Origin of the sequence: Streptomyces sparsogenes (assembly GCF_001704635.1) — a bacterium.
Classification (GTDB): domain Bacteria; phylum Actinomycetota; class Actinomycetes; order Streptomycetales; family Streptomycetaceae; genus Streptomyces; species Streptomyces sparsogenes.
Genome location: NZ_MAXF01000118.1, coordinates 25,754 through 51,507 on the forward strand (window position 1 = coordinate 25,754; position 25,754 = coordinate 51,507).

Genomic DNA, 25,754 nt, shown 5'->3' on the forward strand with positions numbered 1-25,754 from the left:
TACGCGTTGCGGGGCCCCGGTTTCTGATTGAGCCTCAGAAATCCACCCCGAAACCGCCGCTCGAGGAGTGCGCACGTGCGTAGAAGACGGACGATCCCCACCAAGCCGATGGCCGTTCTGGCCGCGATCGCGCTGCCCTTGTCCAGCGCCGCCGCCGTGTACGCGGCCGTGCCCCGGGAGCCCCGGGCCGAGGCCTTGAACCGCCTCTACACCCCGCCGGCCGGGACGGCCCCCTACCGTCAGGTGACCCGGCTGGCCCGGCATGGCGACCGCGGCGCGGCCGCCGGGGTACTCGCGATGCTCCGCACGCCTCACGCGGTCTGGTACGGGGACGAGACCCCGGAGGAGGTCGAGCAACTGGTCCGCGCGACCACCCGGCGCGCCGCCCGGCGGGGCCGGGTGCCGGTCCTCGCGCTCTACAACGCCCCCGGCCGCGACTGCGGCAACTACTCGGCGGGCGGCGCGAAGGGCACCGCGGAGTACCGGGCGTGGATCGACGCGGTCGCCCGGGGCATCGGCAACCGCCGGGCCCTCATCGTCCTGGAGCCCGACTCACTCGCCCTGCTGCCCTCTGACTGCGACCGCGCGGGCGGCGCGGCCGGCGGGCACCACGAGGACGCCCGGGACGAATTCCCGGGGGAGCGGGAGGGCGCGGCGGAGGGCGGCGAGGGACTCGACGGCGGTGTCGACGGGGGTGTCGAGGGCGATGTGGACGGCGATGTCCTCGACAGTGAGCTGTTCGCGGGCGGGGCCGGGGTGCTCGGCGGCGTGCTGGCACACGCGGAAGCGCAGGCCCAAGCGGAGGCCGAGGCGCGGCTCGCGGCACAAGCGGCCCCGCCGGTCGGCGTGCACCTGCCCGCGGACGTGCGGGCCGGGGGCCCCGGGGGCGCGCGGGCCGACGTCGGCGCCGACACCGGTACCGGCACGGACAACACCGTCACCGACACGCCGGGCGGCCGCCCCGCCGGCCAACCCGCCGGGCAGCACGCCGAGCAACCCGCCGGGCAGCACGCCGACCCGCACCCGGGCCGGCCCGCGGCCGGCGGCACCGTGAAGCCCACGCAATCCGCGCGACCCACCCAGCCCACTCAGCCCACTCAGCCCACGGTTCGGCCCGCGCCCACCCCCGCCGAGCTGAGGGCCCGTACCGCCGCCCGCTACGCGGAGATCCACTACGCGGTCGACACCCTCGAACCGCTGCCCGGCGCCAAGGTCTACCTGGACGCCGGACACGCGGGCTGGCACTCCGTCACCGGCATCGTGGGCCGCCTGCTCCACGCGGGCGTGGACCACGCGACCGGCTTCGCGATCAACGTCTCCCACTACCAGACCGACGAGGACAACGCCTGGTACGGCCGGCTCATCTCCTCCTGCCTGGCCTACGTGGCCGACGGCGGCGACATCATGGACTGCCCCGACCAGCGGTGGCCGCGGCTGCGCGCCGAGCGGTGGCTGGAGATCCATGTGCTCGACGAGCCGGAGGAGATGAAGCACTTCGTCACCGACACCAGCCGCAACGGCCGCGGTCCGTGGACACCCCGGGCCGGCAGCCACGCCGACCCCCAGCCCTGGTGCAACCCTCCCGGCCGCGGCCTGGGGATCCGTCCCACCACCAGGACGGGCGATCCGCTGCACGACGCCGCGCTGTGGGTGAAGACCCCGGGCGAGTCGGACGGTCAGTGCCTGCGCGGCACGGCGGGCCCCCGGGACCCGGAGCGGGGGACGGTCGACCCGGAGGCGGGCCAGTGGTTCCCCGAACAGGCCCTGGAGCTGGTCCGCTTCGCCCGCCCCTCGCTGTGACCGTACGTCAGGACGCCGCGGGCGCGACCAGCACGCCACCGATGCCGCTGCGGCCCGCCGGCGTGCCCACCAGTTCCACGCTCACACCGGAACGGACGCGTTCGCCGAACACGGCGACCACCGCGTCCGTGACCTCGGAGATCAGCCGGGCCACGATCTCCTCCGCGTCCGGCCGGCTGAAGGCGGCCTCTTTGATGCCGAACGTCACGCTCGGCGCCGGCGCCTCCGCCGGCTTGCCGCCGATGCCCCAGCGGCCCGCCGGCAGGCCGATCAGGCGCACGTCCACGATGTCCCGCGCCCACTCCCCGTAGACCGCGACGACCGCGTCGGTCAGGGCTTCGATCAGGTCGGTCTCCCGGCCGGCGAGGTCGCTCTCGAGGACATGAACGGTCAGATGCGGCATGACGCCACCCCCAGGTAATAGCTTTGAAAGCAAATAATATTTGCAAGCAAAGCTAAATCGCCGGGTTGACCATGTCAACCCGGCGATTCCCGGCGTCACCCGGCGCACCTCATCCGGCGCGCCTCACCCGGCACGCGTCAGTCGGACGTACGGGCCGGGCGCCGGCCGGCGCCGCGGCGCTCGGTGGTCCAGTACAGGAGGGCGAGGAGCGGCAGGGCCGCGCCGAGGAGGGTGACCGTGCTCCAGCCGCCGGCCCGGTAGGCGAGCGAGCCGAGCTGCGAGCCGAGCGCGCCGCCGATGAAGAAGGTGGCGATGAAGGCCGAGTTGAGCCGGGCCCGGGCGTTGGGGTCGAGCTGGTAGATGGTGTGCTGCCCGAGGATGAGGGTGGTCTGCACGGCCGTGTCGACGAGGACGGCGGCGAGCGCCAGCAGCACCACGCTGTGCTGACCGAAGCCCGCGACGGCGAAGGCCACCGCGGCGACGGCGAAGGCGACGCCGGTCATGGGGCGGACGAGCTCGCGGTCGGCCCAGCGGCCGGCGAGCGGGGCGACGGCCGCCCCGGCGGCTCCGACGAGGGCGAAGATGCCGACGCCCACGGGGGAGTAGTGGAAGTGCGGCCCGGTGAGGACGTACGAGACGGTGGTCCAGAAGGCGCTGAACGCGCCGAACATCGCGGCCTGGTACAGACCCCGGCGCAGCAGCGCCGGGTGGGTGCGCACCAGCGCGACGGTGGAGCGCAGCACGTGGTGGTACGGCACGGAGGTGGTGGGCGCGTGCTGGGGCAGCGCCGCCCGCAGGGCCAGGGCCAGGGCGGCCATGAGCACGGCGGAGCCCAGGTAGACGACGCGCCAGCCCGCGACGTCGGACACCAGGCTGCTGACGGTGCGGGACAGCAGGATCCCGGTGAGCAGACCGCTCATCACCCGCCCCACGATCCGCCCGCGGGCGTGGTCGGGGGCCAGGCTCGCGGCGAACGGCACGAGGATCTGGGCCACCACGGAGGTGGCGCCGCTGATCAGCGAGGCGGCCAGCAGCATGGGGAAGCTGGTCGCCAGCCCGGCCGCCACCAGGGAGAGGGTGGTGATGGTCAGCAGCGCGGTGATCAGCCCGCGCTTCTCCAGCCGGTCGCCGAGCGGGACCAGGAAGAGCATGCCGATCACATAGCCGACCTGGGTGAGGGTGATCAGGGCGCCCGCGGTGGCGGTGCTGATGTGGAAGACGTCGCGCAGGGACGACAGCAGGGGCTGCGCGTAGTACAGGTTGGCGACCGTCATGCCGGAGGCGACGGCCAGCAGCGCGATCAGCCAGCCCGGTACGCCATGGGGAGCCAGGCGGCTGTCGGCGGCGCGCGGTGATGTGCGCAGAGCGGTTGACTGGGACACGGGACCTTCTTCGGGGAGCGAGCCGGGGGCCGGCTCGGGGGATGCCTGGTGGATCGAGCGTCTTTCTTGCTGCTTTCACCTGGCATCAAGCGCGCGGCGGGTCCCGTTCTTCCGCAGTCGTGGCGATGGTCGTCGATAATGGTTATCTCTGCTGGAGATGAGCGACCGCAGACCGCACCCGCCTGCTTGGCGGGTGCGGGTGCGGGTGCGGGTGCGGGGGACGCGGTGGGCCGGGTCAGGCCGCCGGGTTGTGCCGGATGAGGGTGTCGACGAGCCCGGACACGGTGTTCGGGAAGTCCATCGGCACCACGCCCAGACCGGTCCAGCCGCTGGCCTCGGAGCTCTGAAGGAAGCTCTTGACCTGCGGGTTCAACCGGTCCGCGTTGGAGCGGGGCGGGAGCAGGGCGGCGGTCGAGACGTAGTTGAGGAAGAGCTTGCCGGGCTGGGTGGCGGCCTTGCGGAACTGGGCCTGGATCTTCGGCCACTTGCCGAACGGCTCCGCCATGTATTCGTCCTGGATGTCGAAGAGCCGCGCGTCGGCGTACCGCACCCCCGGCATGTTGTCGGAGTCGGCGAGCAGGACGACCCTGCCGCGGGCCTCGCCCAGGGTCGGGAGCGTGGCGTCGAGGCGGAACAGCGGTCGCCAGCCCTTGCCGTCCAGGTAGGTGTCGAAGATGCGGCGGAACTCCGCGGCGCTCTCCTCGGAGTACTCCTGCTTGACGCGCATGAGCACGGTCTCGGAGGGGTGCGCGGTCAGGAAGGAGCGGCAGGCGGTGAGGACGTCGTCGAAGTTGAGGTGCTGGTAGAAGGCGCCGTGGTGGATGGGGAAGGCGCCCTCGAAGGCGCGGCAGCGGATGTCGAGGAAGCGTATGCCGCTGTTCAGCTGATCGGCGATGGTGGTGTTCTGGCACTCCGTCCAGGGGCCTCCGTAGCGGGCGCCGGAGTCATGGGTGCCCGGCAGCGTCAGCCGCTGGACGGGGGTGGCGTCCGCGATGCCCGACAGCCAGTCCTGGGTGGTGAGCACCCTCGGTGCCGCGGTGGCCGTGGCCGCCTGGCCCGCGGTGGAGAACAGCCCCGCCGCGGACACCGCGGCCGCGCCTCTGAGAAACCCTCGCCGGTCCATGCGTCGTCTCCCGTCGCTGTGGTGTGAGTCGCCGGAGGGCATCGAAGCACAACACGCGCCGGGAAAACGCCAGTTGTGCTCTCCCGTGCCGCCGGCGCGGCTCCGGGGGCGAAGGGAGGGAAGAGAGGGAAGGGAGGGAAGGGAGAGGATCGGCTGAGGACAGAAGCTGACCGCAAGGCGCCCTACTGTGAGCGCATGACGAACGACGTGCTCGGCCCGCGAGCCCTCAACCGGGCCCTGCTCCAGCGCCAACTGCTGCTGGACCGCTCCCCGTCCCTCACCGCGCCCGAGGTGATCGAGCGGCTGGTCGGCATGCAGTCCCAGGCGCCCGGCGCCCCGTACATCGGCCTGTGGACGCGCCTGGAGGGCTTCGACTTCGAGGAGCTGTCCCGGCTGACGCGCGAGCGGGAGGTCGTCCGGTTGGTGCTGATGCGCGGCACCGTGCACCTCGTCACCGCGGCCGACGCGCTGCGGCTGCGGCCGCTCGTCCAGCCCATGCTCGACAAGCAGTTCCGCGGCACCCCCTTCGCCCGCCTGCTGTCCGGCGCGGCGCGGGAGGAGCTGGTGAAGACCGTCCGCGAGCTGCTCGCGGACGGCGCGCTCGGCCCGGCCGAGCTGCGCGCCGAACTCGGCCCCCGGTGGCCGGACGCGGATCCCGGCGCGCTGGTCGACGCGGTGCGGCTGTGGGTGCCGCTGGTGCAGGTGCCGCCGCGCGGGCTGTGGGGGAAGAGCGGCGGGCCCCGGTACGCGACCGTCGAGGACTGGCTGGGCCGGCCGCTGGACGCCGACCCCTCCCCGGACGCGATGGTGCTGCGCTATCTCGCCGCCTTCGGGCCCGCCACCGTCGCGGACATGCAGAAGTGGTGCGGGCTGACCGGGCTGCGCGAGGTGGTCGAGCGGCTGGGACCCCGCCTGCGGAGGTACCGGGACGAGAGCGGGCGCGTGCTGTACGACCCGGCGGACGCGTCGCTCCCCGACCCCGAGACCCCCGTCCCGGCCCGCCTGGTCGCCGACTTCGACAACCTGCTGCTCTCGCACGCCGACCGGGCCCGCATCCTCGCCGACGGCTACCGGCGGCGGGTGATGGGCGACAACGGCGTCGTGCGCGGCACCATCCTGGTGGACGGCTTCGTCGCCGGGATATGGAAGATCGAGCGCGCCCGCGGCGCGGCGGTGCTGCGCGTGGCCCCGTTCATTCGGCTGGGCGCCGCCGACCGGGAGGCCCTGGAGGCCGAGGGCACACGGCTGCTCGCGGTGACCGACCCCGAGGCGGGGGAGCGGGAGGTGCGGTTCGACCCGGTGGCCGAATGATCAGATCCGGGTCTGTTCTGATCCGGGCCGATCGGATGGCCGATCAGATCTGATCAAAATAGTGTGCCAAGCGGCGCCGGCCGTCGTGCCGTATCCCCCAACATTCGGGCGCCAGCGGTCAGAGCCAGTCGCGCCGCTTGAACACCAGGTACAGGCTCACGCAGACCACGGCCATCAGCAGGATCGCGAAGGGGTAGCCGAAGACCCAGTGCAACTCCGGCATGTGGGTGAAGTTCATCCCGTAGATGGTGCCGACCAGCGTGGGGGCGAAGAGGATGGCTGCCCAGGCGGAGATCTTCTTGACCTCCTCGTTCTGCTCGAAGCCCGCCTCGGCCAGCGCCCGCATCTCCGCGTTCTGCTGCTGGGTGACCAGGGTGGCGTTGACCGCGAGGATGTCGGTCAGGGCCGAGCGGAAGCCGTCCACGCGCTCGCTGGTGTGGGTGACGTGGTCGGCCACATCGCGCAGATAGCGCTGCAGCTCCTCGTCGGTGCCGTACTTGTCGAACCCGGCCATCAGCCCGTGCAACATCCCCACCAGCGGGCGGGTCGCGCGCTGGAACTCCACCATCTCGCGGGAGAGTTCATAGATGCGGCGGGACACCTCGGGGTCGCCGCGGAACACCTCGGTCTCGATCTCGTCGATGTCGTTCTGCACGCCCGCGACCACCGGGGCGTACCCGTCCACCACCGAGTCCAGGATCGCGTACAGCACCGCCTCCGGGCCGAGCGCCAGCAGCTCGGGCGTGGCCTCCATGCGGCGGCGCACCGCGGACAGGTCGGGGGCGGCGCCGTGCCGGACCGTGATCACGAAATCGGGGCCGACGAAGACGTGCAGCTCGCCGAAGTCGACCTCCTCGGGCGCGTCGAGGTAGCGGGCCGCGCGCAGCACCACGAACAGCGTGTCGCCGTAGCGCTCCAGCTTGGGCCGCTGGTGGGCCTCCATCGCGTCCTCGATGGCCAGCTTGTGCAGGTCGAACTCGTCCGCGAGCGAGAGCAGCTCCGCCTCGCTGGGCCGCAGCAGTCCGATCCAGGCCATGGCCCCCGGCTCCTCGCGCAGCCGGCGGTAGGTGGCGGCCAGCGTGCCGGGCGTGCCGACCCGGCGCCCGTCCCGGTAGACCGCGGCGTCGACCACGCTGCGCTCGTCCTCCGCCGCCACCCGGGCGCCCGGGGCGGCGTCGCGCGGCTCGGCGCCCGGCGGCTCGGCCGGGCCCGCCCCGGGCCGGGGCGCGCCTGAGCCGCCACGGCCCGGGGCGGGACGCAGCCAGGAGGGCTTCCGCGGGGTGCGCGGGGACCGGGAACGATGCTCTGACATGGAGGGATCCTCACGAGTAGCAGGCGCGGGGGGCGGGCAGCCGGGCACACCGCGGGCGCACTGACCTCAAGGCAGGATATACACCCCAAATGTCCGGGACCCGCCCGGGTCGCCGGGAGCCGCGCCCCTGCGCGGGGCTACGGCAGCAGCCCCGCACTACATCCGCCCCACCCCGTCGCGCCCCGCCCCGCCCCGCCCCGCCGCGTCGCGCCCCGCCTCGCCGAGTGGCTACGGCAGCAGCCCCGCCCGCCGCGCCTCCACCACCGCGTGCAGCCGGGTGTGCGCCCCCAACTTCCGCATGGACGAGCGCAGATAGCTCTTCACCGTCTCCGGCCGCAGCCCCAGCCGGTCCGCGGCCGCCGAGTTCGTGGCCCCCGACGCCACGCACGCCAGCACGTCCACCTCGCGCGGCGACAGCTCCACCCCCGGCCGGGCCGGCGCGTCCCCCGCGCCGCCGGCGGAGGCCCTGGCCAGCCGCCCGCAGGCGCTGAGGATCCGCTCCCGCAGCTGTGGATCGGCGACCTGCTGGGCCAGCGCCCGCAGGTCGCCGTGCGCCTCGCGCACCTCTTCCCACAGCGCCGGATCCGCCTCGGGCGGCTGCTGCGCCACGGTCAGCAGCCGCTGCGACTCGTCCTGCACCGCCAGCGACTGCTCCAGCTCGCGGGCCACCTCCATCGCCGCGTTCAGCGCCCGGTCGCCGAGGGCGATCGGCTGGCGCAGCGCCCCGTACAGCACCCCGCGCACCCGGCCGCGCACCACCACCGGCACCGCCAGTATCGAGCGCAGGCCCTCGGCGCCGACCGCCGCGTCGTACTCGTGGCTGATCGCCCGCGAGGTCGGGTAGTCGGACACCGAGATCGGCCGGGACATGGTGATCACCTTGCCGCCCAGGCCGTTGCCGGGGGTGATGGCGAGCCCGCGCAGGGAGTTCGTGGTGGTGCCGGTCAGCTCGGAGATGCGGAACTGCCGCGCGCCGGAGAACAGCCCGCCGAACGCGACGGGCAGCCCGCCGCGCCGCCGCATCCGCAGCAGGGCCGTCCGCACATCCACCGCCCGGTCCGATTCCGCCACGGCCACCTCCCCGAAATGCCACCACCCCCGTCCGGGGGTGGTGAGACCCAGATCACCCGTCGCACGATGCTAGCGAGCAGCACGGCAATCAGGAGGAGATGTGACAGCAAACGGCCGGACCCAGAGTTTCCGGGCAGCCCGGGACTTCCTCCTGGCGCATCGCGACGACTACACGGCGGCGTACGAGGGTTTCAGATGGCCGCGTCCCGCCGAGTTCAACTGGGCACTGGACTGGTTCGACCGGATCGCGCGGGGGAACGACCGTACCGCCCTGCACATCGTCGAGGAAGACGGCCTCGAGACGCGGATCAGCTTCGAGGAGATGCGCCGCCGCTCCGACCGGGCCGCGCTCTGGCTGCGCGCCCAGGGGGTGCGGGCGGGGGACCGCATCGTGGTCATGCTCGGCAACCAGGCCGAGCTGTGGGAGACGGCGCTGGCGGCCATGAAGCTGCGGGCCGTCGTCATCCCCGCCACCCCGCTGCTGGGCCCGCTGGACCTCGCCGACCGGGTGGAGCGCGGCCGGGCCGCGCATGTGATCGTGCGGGCCGGGGACGCGGCCAAGTTCGCCGAGGTGCCGGGGGACTACACGCGCATCGCGGTCGGCGGCGCCCCGGAGGGCTGGCTGGCCTACGAGGACGCGGGCACCGGCCTCGGCACGGAGGCGCCCGGGGCACCGGACCCGGCCTTCGTGCCGGACGGCCCGACCCTGGCCGACGACCCCCTGATGCTCTACTTCACCTCGGGCACCACCGCCCGCCCCAAACTGGTCCAGCACACCCACACCACGTACCCCATCGGCCATCTGTCGACGATGTACTGGATCGGGCTGATCCCGGGCGACGTGCACCTCAACATCTCCTCCCCGGGCTGGGCGAAGCACGCCTGGTCCAACCTCTTCGCCCCCTGGAACGCCGAGGCGACCGTGTTCGTGTACAACTACACGCGCTTCGACGCCGCCCGTCTCATGGCCGAGATGGACCGCTGCGCGGTGACCACCTTCTGCGCTCCGCCGACCGTGTGGCGGATGCTCATCCAGGCCGACCTGACCCAGCTGAGCACCCCGCCCCGGGAGGCGGTGGCGGCCGGTGAGCCGCTGAATCCGGAGGTCATCGAGCATGTGCGGCGCGCCTGGGGGGTGACCATCAGGGACGGCTTCGGCCAGACCGAGACCTCCGTCCAGGTCGCCAACACCCCGGGGCAGCCGCTCAAGACCGGCTCGATGGGCCGCCCGAGCCCCGGCTTCGCGGTCACCCTGCTGGACCCGGTCACCGGGCAGCCGGGCGACGAGGGCGAGATCTGCCTCGACCTGTCGGGCCCCTCGGGCCGCCCGGTCGGCCTGATGACGGGGTACGAGGGCGACGAGGAGCGCACCGCCGAGGTGACGGCGGGCGGCTACTACCGCACCGGCGACATCGGAGCGCGCGACGCGGACGGCTACATCACCTACGTCGGCCGCGCCGACGACGTCTTCAAGGCCTCCGACTACAAGATCTCCCCGTTCGAGCTGGAGAGCGCCCTCCTGGAGCACGAGGCGGTCGCCGAGGCGGCCGTGGTCCCGGCGCCCGACCCGCTGCGGCTGGCCGTGCCGAAGGCGTATGTCGTGCTGGCCGAGGGGTGGGAGCCGGGGCCGGAGACGGCCAAGGTCCTGTTCGCCCACTCACGGGCGGTCCTTGCCCCCTACAAGCGTGTTCGTCGACTGGAATTCGCGGAACTTCCCAAGACCGTCTCCGGCAAAATCCGCCGTATAGAGCTACGCGAGCGCACCCTGCGCGGCGATGGTGTCGAGTTTCATGAGGAGACCTCATGACCGACCCGCACTCACCACGCGATCACGAGGAGTACTCATGACGGACCGCCCGGCCGACCCCTCAGGCCCATCGGGCTCATCCGGCCCGCAGGACCCGGCTGACACCGCCGCCCCCACAGACCCCTCCGCTTCGACCCGGACCACCGGTTCGACCGGGACCGCCGCCTCCGCCGGGACCGCCGCCACTGCCGGGGCCGCCGCGCCCGCGCCCGCCCTGGCGTACGCGAGCGGGGCCGGCGAGGTCCCGCTGCTCGGCGACACCATCGGCGCCAATCTGGCCCGCGCCATCGAGCGGTTCGGGGAGCGCGAGGCTCTTGTCGACCTCCCCAGCGGACGCCGCTGGACCTACACCGAGTTCGGCCGGGCCGTCGAGGAGGTCGCGCTCGGGCTGATGGCCAAGGGCGTCGGCAAGGGCGACCGGGTCGGGATCTGGGCGGTCAACTGCGCCGAGTGGGTGCTGGTGCAGTACGCCACCGCCCGCATCGGCGCCATCATGGTCAACATCAACCCCGCCTACCGGGTCCACGAGCTGAAGCTCAGGCTCCGGCGGGCCGGCATCTCCGTCCTGATCTCCTCGACCGAGCACCGGACCAGCGACTACCGCCGCATGGTCGAACAGGTGCGCTCCGAGTGTCCCGCCCTGCGCGACGTCATCTACATCGGCGACCGCACCTGGGACGGGCTGATCCGCGCGGGCGCCGATGTGTCACGCGAGCGGCTGCTCGAGCGCGAGGCCCGGCTGTCCTGCGACGACCCGGTCAACATCCAGTACACCTCCGGCACGACCGGCCTCCCCAAGGGCGCCACGCTCTCCCACCACAACATCCTCAACAACGGTTACTCGGTCGGGGAGACGCTCGGCTACACCCCCCAGGACCGGGTCTGCCTGCCGGTCCCCTTCTCCCACTGCTTCGGCATGGTGACCGGCAACCTGGGCGCCACCAGCCACGGCGCCTGCATCGTCATCCCCGCCCCCACCTTCGACCCGGCCGCCACGCTGCGCGCCGTCGAGCAGGAGCGCTGCACCTCGCTGTACGGCGTCCCGACGATGTTCATCGCCGAACTCGGGCTGCCCGACTTCGACGCGTACGACCTCTCCTCCCTGCGCACCGGGATCATCGCCGGGGCCACCTGCCCGCCGGAGGTCATGCGGCGCGTGGTGGAGGAGATGCACATGGCCGAGGTGTCGGCCTTCTACGGCATGACCGAGCTCTCGCCGGTGTCCATCCAGACCCGCCGCGACGACGACCTGCGGCACCGCACCGGCACGGTCGGCCGGGTGCTGCCGCATATCGAGATCAAGGTCGTGGACCCGGTGACCGGCGTGACGGTGCCCCGCGGCACCCGCGGCGAGCTGTGCACCCGCGGCTACTCGGTGATGCTCGGCTACTGGGAGGAGCCCGAGCGGACCGCCGAGGTGATCGACGCCGGGCGCTGGATGCACACCGGCGACCTCGCGGTGATGGACGAGGACGGCTACGTCCGGATCGTCGGCCGGATGAAGGACATGATCGTCCGGGGCGGGGAGAACGTGTACCCGCGGGAGATCGAGGAGTTCCTGTACACCCATCCGAAGATCGCCGATGTGCAGGTCGTCGGCGTGCCGGACGAGAAGTACGGCGAGGAGATCCTGGCCTGCGTCATCCTGCGGGAAGGCGCCAGGTCGCTCAGCCGTGACGAGCTGGCCCGCTTCTGCCGGGGCCGCCTCGCGCACTACAAGGTGCCCCGCTATCTGCGCATCATGGAGGCCTTCCCGAGGACCGTCAGCGGCAAGGTCCGCAAGGTCGAGCTGCGCGAGGCGGGCATCGGGGACGCGGTCCGGCTGCGGGACGCCCGTACGGACGCCGCCGACACCCAGGCGGTTCCCCTGCGCTGACGCACCCTCGCGCCGATCCGCCCCCGCGCTGGGGTAACGGCCCGGCTGTCAGTGCCCCGTGGTGGAATCGTCCCCGGCACACAAGCGGTATGACGGGGCACCACGGGGGCACTGATGGCACGGCGTTCGGCACTGGCCGCGATCGACACCCTGCGCGGGCTCTCCCGGGGCGCCCCTCCGCCGCCCGCCGACGAAGGCGTGCTGCGCCTCCTGGCCGCCACGCACGTCACCTTCTGGCCCGGTGCTCGGTTCCCCGCATGGGTGCGCGACGCCTGGGCGGCCTGGGACGGCCGGGGGATCGCCGACCCGCTGCGGCCGGCGCCGGAGCCAGACCCCCACCGGGCGCTCACGCGGCTCCGCGAGGACCACGTCTGGAGCGACAAGCTGGGCGTCAACGAAACGCTCCGCGGCGAGCTGGACACGGCCTGGCTCGCGGGCACCGTCACCGGCCCGGACCTGCTCGCCGCCACCCCCGCCCGGTACACCATGCCGGTGTGGCACCAGTCCGCGTCCCCGGCCATGCACGGGCTGGAGCGGACGCTGCGCACCTTCCTGGCCGGCGCGCTCGGCACCGACACGGACGCCTGGCTGCGGCTCGCGACCGCCGTGGAGGAGGTGCGCACCCTCCCCGGCGCCGACCGCGACGCCACCTGGCCCGACCTGCTGGCGCGCGCCGCCGGCACCCCCGCCGACCCCGTGCGGATCGTCCCGTACGGCAAGGTCACCGGCCGCGACCGGGAGAAGCTGCTGAGTTGGCGCGAGTGGACCTGGCCGGCCGGGGAGGTGCTGCGGCGGGCCCCCGACGCCAAGGTCCTGGACGCCCTCGTGCCGCTGCTGCCCGACCACACCGGATGGCTGCTCGCGCTGTACGTGATCGCCCAGCGGCAGCCCGCGCCCCGGGCCCTCGTCGAGCATCTGATCGGGCGCGGCGACCGCGAGGCGCTGGTGCTGCTGGCGGAGTGGAGGGACCTCGACCCGCCCACCCATCGCGCCCTGCGCGCCCACGGCGACCCCGAGGTCCACCTCGGGCTGCTCGCCCCGCACTTCTCCCTCGGCCCGGAGGAGGCCCGGCAGCTGCTGGACGGCTCGGTGCCGCTCGCCCCGTACGTGTCGCGCATCCCGGGCAACGCGTACCCCGACCTGCCGCACGCGGCCGAACCGGAGCTGATCGGGGCCGCGTTCGCCCACGACCACGGGCGGTTCAAGACCGCCGAGCAGCTCGTCGGCTGCCTGAACACGCTGCGGTGCGGCGGCCCCGGGGGCCTGTCCGCGCTGCTGGCCACCGGCCGGGTGGGCCCGGCCGTCACCAGGATGTGCCGGCAGGCCCTCGCCTCCGCCGACCCCCTCGCCACGCTGGAGGAGCGGGCGCGGCGCGAGCTGACGACGAAGAAGCTGGCGGGCCGGCTGCGCAAGGTCCGCACCACCTCCGGCTTCGCCGACACCGACCGGCTTCTCGCCCTCTTCCCGGACATCGACTGGGAGGAGCTGGAGGCCGAGCACGCCCGCGAGCCGTTCGCCTTCTGGCCGGCGGTGGTCGGCCATGCCGCGACCCCCTCCGCCGTCGCCGCGCGCCACGCCGGCGCGATCCTCGGCGACCGGCGCGGCAGCCGCCGCCGGCGCCCCGCCCGGGACGCCGAGATCGCCCGCGGCATGGCCCGGCACGGCCTCGGCGCCGCCGACTGGCGGGCCATCACCCCGCGCGCCGACCGGCTGCTGGCCGATGGCCTGCTGACCGCCGATGACCTGGTCTCCCTCGCGGCCCCCGCCGACCGGATCCTCGGCTACCTCGGCAGCGCCCTGCGCCGCGCCGACGCCCCGGCCCCGGCCAGGGCCGCCGCCGAGCGGGTCGCCGGGCTGGTCGCCACCCACCTCGACGGCAGCGACGACCCGGACGCGGCCTGGCAGCGGGTGTACGCCCGCCTGGCCGGGCAGGCCCCGCGGTGGCCCCGGGCGAGCAGCATCGAGGCGACTCTCGCGACCCCCACGCCCCTCTCGCCCCTGGAGCCCCTTGCGCCCGTCACGAGCGCGAGCGCACCGCCGAGGTGAAGGAGCGCACCAGCCCGGCGACCTCCCGCGGGCACTCCAGGAGCATCGCGTGCGACGCGTCCAGCGTCCGCACGGTGAGGTGCGGGTGCGCGGCGGCCAGCTCGCCCAGGTCGCGGTCGAGCCCCTTGACGTACGCGGCCATCAGCTCGTCGAACCACGCCAGCTCGCCGCCCTGCGCCACCAGCCGGCCCGCCCGGACGACCAGCACCGGGCGGTCGAGGCGGCGGTAGACGGGGAAGAGGTCCAGCTCTTTCATCCGGTCGAGCATCTCGAGGGCGCGCTGCCGCTCCGGCCGCAGATACAGCCGCCCGTCCGGGGTCTCGCCGAGCGCGCGCCGGACGCCCTCGTCGAGCGCCTCGGGCGCGATGCCCAGCGCCTTCGCCATCGCCGCCTGCTGGGCGAGCACGGTGGTCTCCAGCGCCTTCGGCGGGAAGGTCCTGCCCATCGCGGCCTCGGAGAACCGGCGGGCGTGGGCCAGACCCTCGAGCACGGTCTCCCGGTCGAGGCCCACGTACTGCTCGGGGCGGCCCTGGCCGACGCCGTCGAGGTTGACGGCGGCGGGGGTGCGCGGGTGGGCGTCCGCGTACAGCGCGGCGACCATGCCGCCGAGGGAGTGGCCGACCGGTATGGCCTCGGGGATGCCGCAGGCGTCCAGCACGGCCTCGACGTCGTCCAGCACGGCGGGGAACGTCCAGGGCGGGTCGCCGGGGCCGGAGCGGCCGTGGGCGCGCAGGTCCATCGAGACGACGCGGTGGTCGATGGCGAGGTCGGCCGCGGCGACCGACCAGTCGGCGAGGGTGCGGGAGGCCCCGTGGAGCAGCAGCAGGGGGGTGCCGGTGCCGCCGTGGTCGCGTACGGCCAGCGTCAGGTCGCCGCGCTCGACGGTGAAGTCGACGGGGGAGTCAGGGGTGGGCGAGGGCATGGGGCATCGCTCCGTGGTGTCGCGGACAATGCGGACAAGGGGATCGACCGCCGAATGGGGTCGGTCACCACCGTAGGGCGTCGCACGGGCTCCAAGATCATCCTCCGAGGGGAGGCCCGAGGGCCCTCCGCCGGGTCATAATGAACAAGGGCCGAACGCGGAACACGCGTGAACGGCCGTGGAGCCGCGCCGCCTTGGACCCTTGCCGCCCCGGATCCCCGCCGCCTCCGATCCCCGCCGTCTTGGCTCACCGCTCGGCGGGGCCCACCCGGGTCAGCGAGTCCGCCGGATCGTTGACGGGCTGTGGGGTGCCGGTCAGATCCATGATGAACAGCGGGATGTGCAGCGCGTCGGCGCGCGCCCGCGCGTCCCTGGCATAGCCCGCGAGCGAGAAGAAGACGCCGGCGGCGGACTCGTTGAGCCCGGTCAGCCACAGGCACTCGACGTCGCGCAGCGAGGTGGGCCGGGTGGTCGGGTCCACCCGGGCGACCAGGCCCGGCCCGCACAGGTCCACGGACGCCGCCTGGCCCTCCGGCCTCCGCACCTCCCGGAAGCCCAGCCACGTCAGATACTGCGCGGCGGCGGTCACCGCGTCCCGCGCGGTACGGATCGTCACCGGCCGGAAGGCCGGGCGCGGCGCGGCCGGGGGCCGGTCCGCGGGGCGGTCCGTGGCCCGGTCCGCGGGGGCCGGCGCCGGCGCCACCGGCACGCGCACCAGCGCGCCGCACGCGCAGCCGAACTCCGGCTGGGGCCAGTGGCCCCGCAGGCCGCACATGGCGCAGGTGGCCACCACCCAGGCGTCCTCCCAGGTGCGGTGTCCGAACTCCTGCGGGATGCCGTCGCGCAGCACGGGCAGGGTGAGCGGCGCCCCGCACGAGCAGGGGTAGGTGGGCGGGGTGAACGACTGCTCGCGGCGGCAGGCGGGGCAGCGCACCGGCACGCTCTCTGTCATCTGCTCCTCCGAGGAGATCGCTCCGAGAGGTATCGGCCCATGCTCCATGAAGCGGGCGGCTCCCGGCAGCGAGTTGGGGGTTCCGTGCCCGGCGGGCCGACCGCCGTGTTAAGGCCCCCGCCGCGCCCGGGGACGGCTGGTGACGCCCGCCACGCGGGCGCAGTAGGTTGTCGGCGTGAGACTGAGGGTTGAGTTCACCACCGAGCCGTTCGACCTCGACGAGGTGCCCCCGCACGCGGTGGCGGCCCGCGAGATCGTGCAGGGCGCCGCGCTGGACTCCGTCGACGTCGGCCCGTTCGGCAACACGGCGGAGGGCCGGGCGGAGAGCGTGCTGGCCACCATCGACGCGCTGCTCCGCACCTCCTTGGCGGTGGGCGCCACCCGGGTCTCGCTCCAGGTGAACGTCATCGCGGACGCGGAAACGGTCACAGGCGCGGAAACGGACACAGGAGCGGAACCGGACACGGACGCGGATACCGACACGGACGCGGCTGCGGCCCGGGGCGGGCCGGGCGGCGCGGGCGGGCCGGGGGAGGGCGGCAGGTGACCCCTCCCGCCGACGAGCCCTTCGTCACCGCCGTCAAGCCGCTGGTGGACGCCATAGGCGGCGAGCTGATCGCCCCGGACCGCGCCCAGGGCGACGACGTGGTCCTCTCCTGGGAGGGCCGGGCGGTCGTGGCCGTGCGCCTCCCTCACTTGTCCGCCTCGCTCGACCACATCCTCGCCGAGCTCCGCCGCCGCCACGGCGTTCCGCTCCGTGACCTGGACCGCAGGACCAAGCAGTCCGTCGTCCGCGTCCTCGAACAGCGCGGCGCGTTCTCGATGCGCCACGGCGTGGAGACGGTCGCCACCGCGCTCGGCGTCAGCCGCTTCACGGTCTACAACTACCTCAACCGCGAGAACGCCGAGCGGGCGGCCGGACCCGGCGCGGGTGGCCCGGAGGAGCGGGGTGGGGCGGGCGGCGCGTAGGGGGCAGTCCGCGCGGCCGGGCCTGGGGCGGCACCGGGGGTGTTCAGGCCAGGCCGCCGTTGCTGTGCAGCAGTTGGCCGTTGACCCAGCCGCCCCGTTCGGAGCACAGGAAGGTGACCAGGTTGGCGCAGTCCTGGGGCATTCCGAGGCGGCCCAGCGGGGTGGCGCGGGCGAGGTCGGTCTTCTGCTGCTCGGTCATCCAGCCGGTGTCCGTCGGCCCGGGGTTGACGGCGTTCGCGGTCACGCCGAGGTGGGCGAGCTCGCGGGCGGCGGCCAGGGTGATGCGGTCCATGGCCCCCTTGCTGGCTCCGTAGGGGAGGTTGCCCGCCGTGTGGTCGCTGGTCAGGCTGACGATGCGGCCGGTGCCCGGGGTGCCGCGGAACCTCAGCCCGTATTCCTTGATCAGCAGCCAGGTCGCCCGCGCGTTGACCGCGAAGTGCAGGTCGAAGCTCTCGAGGGAGGTGTTCAGCAGGCCAGAGTCGACGGATTCGCAGTGGCAGAGCACCAGAGCGGTGACCTGGCCCAGCTCCTTCTCGACCGCGTCGAACAGCTCCGCCGGGACGGACGGGTCGCTCAGGTCGGCCTCGATCGCCATCGAGCGCGCTCCGAGCCCGCCCAGCCGCTCGCGCAGCTCCCCGGCGGCCTCCGGCTGGTCTCCCCAGGGCATCCTGCGGTCGTACGGCGCCCAGTGGCTGAAGGCCACGTCCCAGCCGGTCTCCGCCAGGTCCAGGGCGACGGCCGCGGCGATGCCCTCCCGCCGGCCCGCCCCGGTGACCAGGGCCAGCGGACGCCCCGCGCCGGCCGTCTCCCGTCCGCTCATCGCGTGCGCCTCATCGCTCATGGGGCTCATCCTGCCCCGCCGTACGGCCGCCGGGCACGCTGATTTCCGGCCCGGGGGCCGCCGTCCGGGCGGATGTGGCGGCGCGCCACGGCAGCAACTTTTCAACAAACTGTTGACGCTCGTCGGGGGCGGCTCCTAGCTTGCCGGTGTGACTTCCAGCGCTCCGCCGGGGCTGGCCCGGTTCAACGCAGCGGACGAGCCGGGCGTGGCCGCGCTGCTGCGCGAGGTGTGCGCCAGCCGGGCGTGGGCGGCGGCGGTGGCCGCCGGGCGGCCGTACGGCAGCGTGGCCGCGCTGCTGGCCGCCGCCGAGGACGCCGTGGCGGGGCTGACCGACGCGGACCTCGCCGAGGCGATGGCCGGGCACCCGCCCATCGGGCGGCCGCGCCCCGGCGACGCCGCCTCGGCGCGTGAGCAGAGCGGGGTGGGGGAGGCCGAGCGCGCGGAGCTGCTGGAGCTGAACCTGGCCTACCAGGAGCGCCACGGGCATGTCTTCCTCATCTGCGCCACCGGGCGCGGTGGGCAGGAGATGCTGGCGGCGCTCAAAGAGCGGATCGGCAACGACCCGGACACCGAACGCGACATCGTCCGCACCGAGCTGGGCAGGATCAATCGCATCCGGCTGGCCCGGCTCGTAGGCGATGAGGGTCTCCGGTACGAGGACGGCGGGGACGAGGGCCTTAGGTACGAGGGCGTCAGGGACGAGGGCGTCGGGGACGAGCGGGAAGAAGGAGGGCAGGGGTGATGGCCACGGCATCCGGCGCGCGCACCTCCGTGTCCACGCACATCCTGGACACCACCCTCGGCCGCCCGGCCGCCGGCGTGGCCGTCGAGCTGTCCGTCCGCCCCGCGGGCGACGCGCCCTGGGCGGCCCACGCCGTCTCCAGGACCGACGCCGACGGCCGCTGCAAGGACCTGCCCGCCCTCCCCGGGTCCACCGCCCACGCGCGGCTGCGGTTCGAGGTCGAGCCATACCTGGACCGCGCCGGACACGCGTCGGCCGAGGGGCGGCCCGCCGGAGCCTTCTTCCCGGAGGTGGCGGTGGTCTTCGCCGTCGAGCCCGGGCAGCACTACCACGTGCCCCTGCTGCTCAACCCGTTCGGCTACTCCGTATACCGAGGGAGCTAGCACCGATGCCCACGCTCGGCCAGAACCAGTACGGCAAGGCGGAAACCCGCGTCGTCAGGATCGTGCGGGACGGACCCGTCCACCACATCAAGGACCTCAGCGTGTCGGTGGCGCTCTCCGGCGACATGGACGAGGTCCACCTCTCCGGCAGCAACGCCAACGTCCTGCCGACCGACACCACCAAGAACACCGTGTTCGCCTTCGCCAAGCGGCACGGCATCGCCTCGCCCGAGCAGTTCGCCATCCGGCTCGCCCGCCACTTCGTCACCGGCCGGGCCGCCATCCACACCGCCCGGATCCGGATCGAGGAGTACGGCTGGGACCGGATCGAGACCCCCGGGACGGCCCGGCACTCCTTCGTGCGCCGGGGCCAGGAGACCCGCACCACCCAGGTGGTCCACGACGGCGAGCGGTGGGAGGTGGTCTCCGGGCTGACCGACCTGACCGTCCTGAACTCCACCGACTCGGAGTTCCGGGGGTTCGTCAGGGACGAGTACACCACCCTCCCGGAGGCGCGCGACCGCATCCTCGCCACCGACGTACACGCGCGGTGGCGCTACGGCTGGAGCGACGAGCGCGAGCCGGCGCCGGACTGGGACCGGGCATACGCCGGGGCCAGACGCGACCTGCTGGCCGCCTTCGCCGAGACGTACTCGCTCTCGCTCCAGCAGACGCTGTACCGGATGGGCGAGCGCGTGATCGAGAACGCTCCCGTCATCGACGAGATACGGCTCTCGCTGCCCAACAAGCACCACTTCCTGGTCGATCTGGAGCCCTTCGGGCTCGAGAACGACAATGAGGTGTACTTCGCCGCCGACCGGCCATACGGCCTCATCGAGGCCACGGTCCTGCGGGACGGCGTCCCGCCCCGGATCGCCACCGACTGAAGGGCGCTCCCCACGTGAACCGCATCGTCATCGAGAACTGCGCCGTCGCGACCGTGGACGCCCACGGCACCGAGCACGCCGACGGCCATGTCGTCGTCGCGGGCAACCGCCTGGAGTCGGTGGGCGCCGGCCCCGCGCCCGCCGGTCTCGACGGGGTGGTCCGCCGGATCGACGGCACAGGACACCTGGCGACCCCCGGCCTGGTCAACACCCACCACCACTTCTACCAGTGGCTCACCCGAGGCCTCGCCCAGGACCTGGGCCTCTTCGACTGGCTGGTCGCGCTCTACCCGACCTGGGCGCGGATCGACGAGCCGATGGTGTACGAGGCGGCGCGCGCGTCGCTGGCCATGATGGTCCGCGGCGGCGTCACCTGCGCCATGGACCACCACTACGTCTTCCCGCGTGGCGCGGGCGATCTGCTGGGCGCCGAGATCCGCGCGGCCCGCGAGCTGGGCGTGCGGTTCACGGCCGCGCGCGGCTCCATGGACCTCGGCGAATCGAGCGGCGGGCTGCCGCCCGACTTCGCCGTCGAGACCATAGAGGAGGCGCTGCGCGCCACCGAGGAAGCGGTCGACACCCACCACGACCCGTCCTTCGACTCCATGCTGCGGATCGCGGTCGCGCCCTGCTCGCCCTTCTCCGTGTCCACCGAACTGCTCCGCGAGGCCGCGCTCCTGGCCCGCCGCAAGGGCGTACGGCTGCACACCCACGGCTCGGAGACGGTGGAGGAGGAGAAGTTCTGCCACGAGAAGTTCGGGATGGGCCCGACCGACTACTTCGAGTCGACGGGCTGGCTGGGCGAGGACGTGTGGATGGCGCACTGCGTCCACATGACCGACGACGACATCGCCGCCTTCGCCCGCACCGGCACCGGCGTGGCGCACTGCCCCTCCTCCAACGCCCGCCTGGCCGCGGGCCTCGCGCGCGTCCCCGACCTGCTGGCCGCCGGGGTGCCGGTGGGCCTGGGCGTGGACGGCACCGCGTCCAACGAGTCCGGCGAGCTGCACACCGAACTGCGCAACGCCCTGCTGGTGGGTCGGCTCGGCCCGCACCGGGAGGCGGCGCTGAATGTCCGTCAGGCGCTGCGCCTGGGCACCTACGGCGGGGCTCGGGTGCTCGGCCGCCAGGACGAGATCGGCTCCCTGGAGCCGGGCAAGCTGGCCGACCTGGTGCTGTGGAAGCTGGACGGGCTCGGCCACTCCACGATCGCCGACCCGGTCGCGGCGCTGGTCCTCGGCCCGCCGGCGCCGGTGACCCTGTCCCTGGTGAACGGCCGCCCGGTGGTGGAAGGGGGCCGGCTGGTCACCGCCGACGAGGACGACATCGCCCGGCGCGCCCGCGACGAGGCCCGCCGCCTCGCCCGTATCGCCGCCGACACCTGAAACGGGGGGAGCCCCGACGCCTGAAACGGGGGGAGAGACGGAGCCGAGCGGTGGCCGGGAGGGACGGCTCCCGGCCGGGGGTCCGTGGCCGTCGCGCGCTCAGCGCAGGGCGCTCTTGGCCCGCCACTCCTCCCAGCCGACGTTCCAGTCGCCGAAGCCGTTGTTCAGCGCCACCCGCCCCTTGGTCTCCGCGCCCTTGACCTCGAACGGGTCGCCGACCCGGGCGCGCTCGTACAGCCATGCCGCGTCGGCGTCGCTCATGCCGATGCAGCCGTGGCTCCTGTTGGCCTTGCCGAAGTAGGCCGCGTTCCAGGGTGCGGCGTGCGCGTACGTCCCCGACCAGGTCAGCCGCATCGAGTAGTCGACCATCTCGTCGTAGGCGTTGCCGAGGCCGACGGTCTCGGAGTTCATCCGGATGGTGCCCTCCTTGGCCATCAGCACCTCCGTGCCCCGCCAGGAGCCGGTGTCGGGGCCGGGGGTGCCGCCGGAGACCGGGAAGGTGCGCACCGCCTTGCCGTCGCGCTCCAGGGTGAGCCGCTTGCTGTCGAGGTCGACCTTGACCACCTGCCGGGCGCCGATGGTGAAGCCGAGCTTGTAGTCGCGGACGAACCAGCCGCCGCCCTCGCCCGAGTCGGTGCCGTTCAGCCGGGCGTCCAGGGTGACTTCGGTGCCGGGGCGCCAGTACTCCTTGGGCCGCCAGTCCACCCGGTCCTTGCCGGACCGGTCCTTCATCCAGCCCCACGAGCCCTCGGTGTTGTTCGAGGTGGTGACCTCGAGCTGCTTCTCGACGGCCGCCTTGTCCCGCACCGGGCGGTCGAAGACCAGGGAGATCGGCTGTGCCACGCCGACCGTGGTGGCGTCGCCCGGCCGCCAGTCCACCTTGTTGACCAGGTCCGCGGCGGGGGTGGTGAAGGAGGACCGGGCGCTGCCCGCCGTGCCGCCCTCGGCGCGGGTGGTCGCCTTGACGGTGTAGGTGGTGCCGGGCGCGGCGTTGCGGTCCGAGGTCCAGATCCGGCCGTGCCGCGACATCGTGCCGGTGAGCCTGCCGCCCCGGCCGTCGGTGACGGTCACCGAGTCGAGGGTGCCGCCGCTCGCGGCGACCTTGACCGGCTCGCCGGCCCGCCGGGGTGTGACGGTGACCGTCACCGCCTTGCCGTCCCGGCCTCCGCCGCCGACCTTCGCGTCCGCCTTCGCCGGGGCCGAGCCGCCGGAGGAACAGCCGGTCAGCGCGGCGGCCAGCAGGGCGGCGGCCGTGGCGGTGGCGGCGGCCGTGGCGGTGGCGCCCACACGTATCTGGCGCAACGGAAACCTCCGTGGAGTGAAGGGAGATGACGGGACGCTCGGGACTCTAAGCCGCGAAAGGCGCCGGAAACGGCCGTGGCGGGCATGTGACGGCAGCTGCAGAGAAACGGTCATCGTCCGGTCACATTGGCCGCGCGGCGCGGTCATTGGCGGCTGTGAACCTTCCTCGCGTTCCCATCGAAAACGGCACCCGAGGAGGTGCAGTGTCAGCGCTGCTCGTGACGGCCGGCTGCCGTCGGCAGGACGTCCGGCTGGGCCCCATCGACCCCGAGGCGTACCGCGCCTTTCTGGCTTCCCGCACCGGCTCCGCCCTGGGCCCCGGCTTTCTGCAGTGCCCGTCCTGGGCCGAGGTGAAGCAGGGCTGGCAGGCCCGGCTGCTCGGCTGGGGCCCGGAGAGCGGCCCCGGCGCGGGGGAGCTCAGCGGGGTGGCGCTGGTGCTGCTGCGCCAGTTCCCTGGCACCCGGAAGTACTTCGCCTATCTGCCCGAGGGGCCCGTCGCCGACTGGACCGACCCGGACATCGACGGCTGGCTCGCCCCGCTGCTGCGCCATCTGCGCTCCTGCGGCGCGTTCGCCGTGCGCATCGGGCCCACGCCCGCCTACCGCAGCTGGAACGCCGCCGCGCTCAAGGCGCACACCGGCCCCGGCCGCCGCCTGTCCGACGTGCTCGCCTGCGAGGTCGATCCGCTGGGCACCGCGGTGGCCGAGCGGCTGCGGGCCCGCGGCTGGCGGCGCTGCGGCGACGAGGGGGAGGCGGCCGGGGACGCGCAGCCCCGCTATGTCTTCCGGGTGCCGCTGGCCGGGCGCGGCCCCGAGGACCTGTGGAGCGGGCTGAACCAGGAGTGGCGGCGCAACATCCGCCGGGCCCACAAGTCGGGCGTGCGGGTGGAGCTGGGCGGGCCCGCCGAACTCCCGGAGTTCTACCGGCTGCTGCGGATCACCGAGGAGCGCGACGGCTTCCGCCTCGGCCGCTCCCTGGCGTACTACGAGCGCCAGTACGCGGCCCTCAACGCCGAGCAGCCGGGCCGGATGAGGCTCTACCTCGCCCGGCACCGGGGCGAGATCCTCGCCGCCCACACCATGATCACGGTGGGCCGGCGGGTCTGGTACCAGACCGGCGCCTCGGCCGACCACCGCCGCGAGGTCCGCCCCTCCAACGCCCTGCAGTGGCAGATGATGCTGGACGCCCACGCCCAGGGCGCGGAGGTGTACGACATGCGCGGGGTACCCTCCACACTCGACCCCGACGACCGCCCGTTCGGGCTGCTGCGCTGGAAGCTCGGCACCGGAGGGCAGGCCGTCGAGACGCTGGGGGAGTGGGAGACACCATTGAGCGGCACCGCCAACCACGCGCTCCACCGCGCCTTCCAGCTGTACCTGGCCCGCCGATGAGCGCCCCCACGAGCCCCGCGAGCCCGGCCGGTCCCGCGAGCCCGCCGCCCCCGCCGGCCGACGCGGCGGACGTGACCCAGGCGGGCGGCGCGGCGGAGGTGACCCAGGCGGGTGAGGCGGCCCAGGCGGGCGGCGCGGCCGAGGGGGCCGGGCGGTCCGCGTCCGTGCTGCGCAGCGGGGCCCTCATGGCCGCCGGGTCCCTGGTCTCCCGCGCCACCGGATTCGTACGCTCCGCCGTCGTCGCCGCGGCCCTGGGCGTGGGTCTTGCCGCCGACGGCTACGCGGTCGGCAACTCGGTGCCCAACATCCTCTACACCCTGCTCCTGGGCGGCGCGCTCAACGCCGTCTTCGTGCCCGAGCTGGTCAAGGCCGCCAAGGAGCACGCCGACGGCGGGGCCGCGTACACCGACCGGCTGCTCACCGTCTGCACGGCGGCCCTGCTGCTGATCACGGCGGGGGCCGTGATCGCCGCGCCCGCCATCGTCGCGGCGTACACCGACTACACGGGCGCGCAGGCCACCATGACGGTCGCCTTCGCCCGCTACTGCCTGCCGCAGATCTTCTTCCTCGGTTTGTTCACCCTGCTCGGGCAAGTGCTGAACGCCCGGGGCCGGTTCGGCGCGATGATGTGGACCCCGGTCCTCAACAACGTCGTCGTCATCGCCGTCTTCGCCCTGTACCTGGCGACCGCCGCCACCGGCGGCACGCTCACCCCCGGCGAGACCGCGCTGCTCGGCTGGGGCACCACCGCGGGCATCGCCGCCCAGGCGCTGGCGCTGCTGCCGTCCCTGCGCGCGGCACGCTTCCGCTGGCGGCCGCGGTTCGACTGGCGGGGCAGCGGACTGTCCCGGCCGCTGCGCTCGGCCGGCTGGCTGGTGCTGCTGGTGTTCACCAACCAGCTCGCGTACTGGGCGGTGACCTGGCTGGCCACCATGGCCGGGGAGCGCGCCGCGGCCGCGGGGACCGACGGCGCCGGGTTCAGCGCCTACAACAACGCGTATCTGCTGTGGGCCGTGCCGCACGGGATCGTGACCGTGTCGCTGGTCACCGCGCTGATGCCGCGGATGAGCGGGGCGGCGGCCGACGGCGACCTGGCCGCCGTGCGGCGGGACGTGTCGTACGCCCTGCGCGGCAGCGCCGCCGCCGTCGTCCCCGCCGCCTGCGCGCTCTACGCGCTCGCCGGGCCGGTGATGGCGGCGGTCTTCCAGTACGGCAGGACCGACGCCGACGACATCGCGGCCATGGCGGGGACGCTGATGGCGTTCGCCCCCGGCCTCGTGGCCTTCTCCGGGCAGTACGTCCTCTCCCGCGCCTTCTACGCGCTCTCCGACACCCGCACGCCCTTCCTGCTCAACCTGGTGATCTCCGGGCTCAACGCCGGGCTGTCCGTGGCCGCTTATCTGCTGCTGCCCGCGCGGTGGGCGGTCACCGGGATGGCCGGGGCCTACTCGGTGGCGCTGTACGCGGGCTGGGCGGCCACCGCGTGCGTGCTGAACCGCAGGCTCCCGCCGACGGCCGCCCCACCGGGCAGGCGACGCAAGGCGAGGGCGAGGGCGAGGGCGAGGGCCCGGGCACGGCGCGCCGGGCTGTGGCGCTCGCCGTCCGTGGCCGCGCTGGCCAGGCTGCTGCTGGCGGCCCTGCCGGCCGCCGCCCTCGGCGAGTTCGTGGCCACCCGCGCCACGCCCCTGGGGCCGTTCGCCGCCGCGGCGGTGGGCGCGGTGGCCATCCTGCTGGTCTTCGCGATCCTGGCCGGTCCGATGCGGCTGACCGAACTGGACGCCGCCCGGCGGTCCCTGGCCCGCCGGCTCGGCCGCCGCGCCTGACCCCACGTACCGCCCCCCACCTGCTG

Annotated in this window: 20 protein-coding genes and 2 pseudogenes; 13 read left to right on the top strand and 9 right to left on the bottom strand. The window is 73.9% G+C overall.

Going from position 1 to position 25,754, the window contains the following annotated elements; all coding sequences use genetic code 11:
- Window positions 1-75 precede the first annotated feature (75 nt).
- The gene (locus BBH68_RS44550; protein ID WP_425428839.1) at window positions 76-1,800 is read left to right on the top strand and encodes a glycoside hydrolase family 6 protein; all 1,725 of its coding nucleotides are present in this window, start codon (window positions 76-78) and stop codon (window positions 1,798-1,800) included.
- Window positions 1,801-1,807: 7 nt separating this feature from the next.
- On the opposite strand, the gene BBH68_RS24375 is transcribed toward BBH68_RS44550, so the two are convergent.
- The 3 genes from BBH68_RS24375 to BBH68_RS24385 form a co-directional block, all read right to left on the bottom strand.
- Complete coding sequence (locus tag BBH68_RS24375) at window positions 1,808-2,203, bottom strand: tautomerase family protein (RefSeq protein ID WP_065965633.1); 396 nt, start codon at window positions 2,201-2,203, stop codon at window positions 1,808-1,810.
- Between the two features lie 137 nt (window positions 2,204-2,340).
- Complete coding sequence (locus BBH68_RS24380) at window positions 2,341-3,567, bottom strand: MFS transporter (protein ID WP_065965677.1); 1,227 nt, start codon at window positions 3,565-3,567, stop codon at window positions 2,341-2,343.
- Window positions 3,568-3,820: 253 nt separating this feature from the next.
- Window positions 3,821-4,708 (bottom strand): phosphatidylinositol-specific phospholipase C, encoded by an 888-nt coding sequence (locus BBH68_RS24385; RefSeq protein WP_065965634.1) that lies wholly within the window; start codon window positions 4,706-4,708, stop codon window positions 3,821-3,823.
- A 195-nt stretch (window positions 4,709-4,903) separates the two neighbouring features.
- Between BBH68_RS24385 and BBH68_RS24390 the strand changes: the two genes are divergently transcribed.
- Window positions 4,904-6,019 (top strand): winged helix DNA-binding domain-containing protein, encoded by a 1,116-nt coding sequence (locus BBH68_RS24390; protein ID WP_065965635.1) that lies wholly within the window; start codon window positions 4,904-4,906, stop codon window positions 6,017-6,019.
- Between the two features lie 118 nt (window positions 6,020-6,137).
- Here BBH68_RS24390 and BBH68_RS24395 read toward each other — a convergent pair whose 3' ends face one another.
- Both BBH68_RS24395 and BBH68_RS24400 read right to left on the bottom strand, forming a co-directional pair.
- Window positions 6,138-7,331 (bottom strand): magnesium and cobalt transport protein CorA, encoded by a 1,194-nt coding sequence (locus tag BBH68_RS24395; protein WP_065965636.1) that lies wholly within the window; start codon window positions 7,329-7,331, stop codon window positions 6,138-6,140.
- 228 nt (window positions 7,332-7,559) lie between these two features.
- Window positions 7,560-8,402 (bottom strand): helix-turn-helix transcriptional regulator, encoded by an 843-nt coding sequence (locus BBH68_RS24400; protein ID WP_065965637.1) that lies wholly within the window; start codon window positions 8,400-8,402, stop codon window positions 7,560-7,562.
- A gap of 100 nt (window positions 8,403-8,502) precedes the next feature.
- On the opposite strand from BBH68_RS24400, the gene BBH68_RS24405 reads away from it, so the two are divergent.
- The 3 genes from BBH68_RS24405 to BBH68_RS24415 all read left to right on the top strand — a co-directional run bounded on the left by BBH68_RS24405 (window position 8,503) and on the right by BBH68_RS24415 (window position 14,131).
- Window positions 8,503-10,209 carry an AMP-binding protein gene (locus BBH68_RS24405; RefSeq protein WP_065965638.1) on the top strand — a complete coding sequence of 569 codons (1,707 nt, stop codon included), beginning with the start codon at window positions 8,503-8,505 and terminating at the stop codon, window positions 10,207-10,209.
- Window positions 10,210-10,246: 37 nt separating this feature from the next.
- On the top strand, window positions 10,247-12,085 hold the full coding sequence (locus BBH68_RS24410) for an AMP-binding protein (RefSeq protein WP_079151171.1): 1,839 nt from the start codon (window positions 10,247-10,249) through the stop codon (window positions 12,083-12,085).
- 114 nt (window positions 12,086-12,199) lie between these two features.
- The gene (locus tag BBH68_RS24415) at window positions 12,200-14,131 is read left to right on the top strand and encodes a hypothetical protein (protein WP_065965639.1); all 1,932 of its coding nucleotides are present in this window, start codon (window positions 12,200-12,202) and stop codon (window positions 14,129-14,131) included.
- Here BBH68_RS24415 and BBH68_RS24420 read toward each other — a convergent pair.
- Window positions 14,103-15,053: an alpha/beta fold hydrolase gene (locus tag BBH68_RS24420; RefSeq protein WP_065965640.1), complete on the bottom strand. Its 951-nt coding sequence runs from the start codon at window positions 15,051-15,053 to the stop codon at window positions 14,103-14,105. The two genes, BBH68_RS24415 and BBH68_RS24420, sit on opposite strands and share 29 nt — an antisense overlap.
- A gap of 247 nt (window positions 15,054-15,300) precedes the next feature.
- Window positions 15,301-16,005 (bottom strand): hypothetical protein, encoded by a 705-nt coding sequence (locus tag BBH68_RS24425; RefSeq protein ID WP_065965641.1) that lies wholly within the window; start codon window positions 16,003-16,005, stop codon window positions 15,301-15,303.
- A gap of 175 nt (window positions 16,006-16,180) precedes the next feature.
- Between BBH68_RS24425 and BBH68_RS43330 the strand changes: the two are divergent.
- Together BBH68_RS43330 and BBH68_RS24435 are read left to right on the top strand one after the other, a co-directional pair.
- Window positions 16,181-16,420: pseudogene (locus BBH68_RS43330) on the top strand (hypothetical protein); the annotation flags it as partial.
- Between the two features lie 128 nt (window positions 16,421-16,548).
- A complete protein-coding gene (locus tag BBH68_RS24435) occupies window positions 16,549-16,974 on the top strand; it encodes a helix-turn-helix domain-containing protein (RefSeq protein WP_065965642.1) in 426 nt (141 codons plus the stop codon).
- 43 nt (window positions 16,975-17,017) lie between these two features.
- On the opposite strand, the gene BBH68_RS24440 is transcribed toward BBH68_RS24435, so the two are convergent.
- Complete coding sequence (locus tag BBH68_RS24440; protein WP_425428840.1) at window positions 17,018-17,824, bottom strand: SDR family oxidoreductase; 807 nt, start codon at window positions 17,822-17,824, stop codon at window positions 17,018-17,020.
- 139 nt (window positions 17,825-17,963) lie between these two features.
- Here BBH68_RS24440 and uraD point away from each other — a divergent pair.
- The 4 genes and pseudogenes from uraD to BBH68_RS24460 all read left to right on the top strand — a co-directional run.
- Window positions 17,964-18,461: pseudogene (gene uraD / locus BBH68_RS24445) on the top strand (2-oxo-4-hydroxy-4-carboxy-5-ureidoimidazoline decarboxylase); the annotation flags it as partial.
- A gap of 95 nt (window positions 18,462-18,556) precedes the next feature.
- The gene (gene uraH, locus BBH68_RS24450) at window positions 18,557-18,940 is read left to right on the top strand and encodes a hydroxyisourate hydrolase (RefSeq protein WP_065965643.1); all 384 of its coding nucleotides are present in this window, start codon (window positions 18,557-18,559) and stop codon (window positions 18,938-18,940) included.
- A gap of 5 nt (window positions 18,941-18,945) precedes the next feature.
- Window positions 18,946-19,827, top strand: a complete 882-nt coding sequence (gene pucL, locus BBH68_RS24455) for a factor-independent urate hydroxylase (RefSeq protein ID WP_065965644.1) — start codon at window positions 18,946-18,948, stop codon at window positions 19,825-19,827.
- A 14-nt stretch (window positions 19,828-19,841) separates the two neighbouring features.
- Window positions 19,842-21,212, top strand: coding sequence for an 8-oxoguanine deaminase (locus BBH68_RS24460; protein ID WP_065965645.1), 1,371 nt, complete (start codon window positions 19,842-19,844; stop codon window positions 21,210-21,212).
- Window positions 21,213-21,311: 99 nt separating this feature from the next.
- Here the strand turns inward: BBH68_RS24460 and BBH68_RS24465 are convergent, their stop codons facing one another.
- On the bottom strand, window positions 21,312-22,514 hold the full coding sequence (locus BBH68_RS24465; protein WP_245738282.1) for a L,D-transpeptidase: 1,203 nt from the start codon (window positions 22,512-22,514) through the stop codon (window positions 21,312-21,314).
- A 203-nt stretch (window positions 22,515-22,717) separates the two neighbouring features.
- On the opposite strand from BBH68_RS24465, the gene BBH68_RS24470 reads away from it, so the two are divergent.
- Both BBH68_RS24470 and murJ read left to right on the top strand, forming a co-directional pair.
- Window positions 22,718-23,905: a lipid II:glycine glycyltransferase FemX gene (locus BBH68_RS24470; RefSeq protein ID WP_065965646.1), complete on the top strand. Its 1,188-nt coding sequence runs from the start codon at window positions 22,718-22,720 to the stop codon at window positions 23,903-23,905.
- A gap of 185 nt (window positions 23,906-24,090) precedes the next feature.
- Window positions 24,091-25,728, top strand: a complete 1,638-nt coding sequence (murJ, locus tag BBH68_RS24475) for a murein biosynthesis integral membrane protein MurJ (protein WP_245738286.1) — start codon at window positions 24,091-24,093, stop codon at window positions 25,726-25,728.
- Window positions 25,729-25,754 lie beyond the last annotated feature (26 nt).